Genomic DNA, 1,921 nt, shown 5'->3' on the forward strand with positions numbered 1-1,921 from the left:
AATTAGAGATTATAAGGAAGAGCTTTTCTCTAATTATTGCTCAAGAATTTATTATCTTTTCATTCTCAAAGCAGAACTACGTTTAACCCTGAGTTGCAAAACATTGTCGCCAATCTTTGTGGGAATAAACTCTCGAGTGAAAAATACGGAAAAATATTCTTGTTAAATTTGGAGTTGTTAAGTCAAAAAAAAACTGAATGAAAAATTGCTGAACACAATCTCACGAAAATTGAATATGGAATTTTTTAGCTTCTTAATCGCAACTTAAAATTGTGGGAATTTTGCTCACTCAAACTCTGAATTGTTTTACGTGGGAATCTCAGCAGAACGCAGGAATGAATAGCAGAACGTAAGCTTCTTGCGGTATTGAAAATATTTACGGAATTAACTCGTGAAAATTAAAATGGGAGAAACAAATTGAAAAGTGAAACTGACCATAAAATGAAATAAAAAAAATAAATAACAACGATTTTGCAACAATGGCTATATTTAATTGCTAATGTATTTTTCCTTCGGAAAAATACGCAGACCCGAAGTTGTTCGATTTTTTTGCTTACTTTTAGCGTAACAAAATCGCAACTAAAAATAGCCCAAGACGTTGTACGCAAGCTGAAAAAAATGAGCAAAACGATAGACGAAATAGTAAACCGATTAAAGAAATATCCTGAAGTGGAATATGAATTAAACGCGGAGTCTATAACTGTGAATCCAAAAAATGACAAAGGATTTCCAGTTACTCTGACAGATAACGGAAATGGTGGATTTATGGTTGCGTTTGACTTTTGGCACGAACAATTTGATAATGAAAATGACGCTCTGAATTGCTTTGCGTTCGGCCTTTCCAAAGATTGTCGATTGAAATTGACAAAAAAAGGGAATCGACCAATAAAATGGACTGTGGAATCCAATGACAATGGAAAATGGATTGAGGACAGCACGACAGGGTTAATAAACTTATCTTTTTGGAAAAAATCGGAAATTGAATTTTTTCAAAATGATTTAATAAAAAGTATTGCGAAATAAAAGCCAGCGTACAACAACGTATATAATCCATAGCTCAGCTCTGTTAAGATTAAATAAATTTCCTACCTTTAAATCATACTGATTCCTACGACCGAATTCATTCGAATTCACTCGCTACGGAATCATATACGAACACGTTGTGCATAATGTCAAAATCTCAAAATCTAAATTTGAATAAAAAAGAAATATATTGGTTAATTGGAACTATTGTTTTAGTTCTGATTCTAAATTTAATAATATTCGGAATTGATGGATTCAAATCTGAATCAGTAACTGATATAAATGTTCACGACACCTATTTCGTAATTGCAAATTATCATTTTATATTGTTGTTCGGAATTTCAATATTTTTTGCTGTATATCTAATTCGAGTTCTACGCCAAAATTTTAAAAATTTAATGGCAAATCTGGTTTTAATTATTAGTACAATTTTACTGTCCATTATAATGGGTGGAATAAGCACGATTGTGGATTCATTTGCTCAACTCTTCTCAGGCGCAACTATATATCCACCTTTAAGTACTGGAGAAATGGAACATAAAATTGAAAACAATGAAAATAATTTTGGTTTGATTACAAGTGTCATTTATATAATTCAAATAGTTCTTTTGATTTTTCTAGCATACTGTGGATTCAAAACTGGACTGAATTACAACAAAGTTGAGCGATAATACACTATGCACAACAACGTCTATAGCTCATGCCTTAGTCGTTTAAGAGACGCTCAAGAAATTCTGGCGAATTTCCAGCACGTGTTACTTTTCACTATATTTGTTACGTATGGCACGAGCCATACACGAACACGATGGAACACATTCGCCGATGGCGAACTTTAATCTACGCTGCTTCGCAGACAATGCATCTTAAAGTAAATGTGTTCCATCTCAGGGTTAAACCA

General features: G+C 32.7%; 2 protein-coding genes. Both read left to right on the forward strand.

Annotated features, from left to right (window positions below; translation table 11 throughout):
* Positions 1 to 618 precede the first annotated feature (618 nt).
* Positions 619 to 1,023 carry a hypothetical protein gene (locus DFQ02_RS14935; protein ID WP_147297799.1) on the forward strand — a complete coding sequence of 135 codons (405 nt, stop codon included), beginning with the start codon at positions 619 to 621 and terminating at the stop codon, positions 1,021 to 1,023.
* Between the two features lie 170 nt (positions 1,024 to 1,193).
* The gene (locus tag DFQ02_RS14940) at positions 1,194 to 1,694 is read left to right on the forward strand and encodes a hypothetical protein (protein ID WP_147297800.1); all 501 of its coding nucleotides are present in this window, start codon (positions 1,194 to 1,196) and stop codon (positions 1,692 to 1,694) included.
* Positions 1,695 to 1,921: the final 227 nt, after the last annotated feature.

It is taken from the genome of Seonamhaeicola aphaedonensis (genome assembly GCF_003386195.1).
GTDB classification, from domain to species: domain Bacteria; phylum Bacteroidota; class Bacteroidia; order Flavobacteriales; family Flavobacteriaceae; genus Seonamhaeicola; species Seonamhaeicola aphaedonensis.

What these genes read in the sequence shown, in the direction of transcription:
- DFQ02_RS14935 (WP_147297799.1), top strand. Translation starts at nt 619, where the DNA reads ATGAGCAAAACGATAGACGAAATAGTAAACCGATTAAAGAAATATCCT.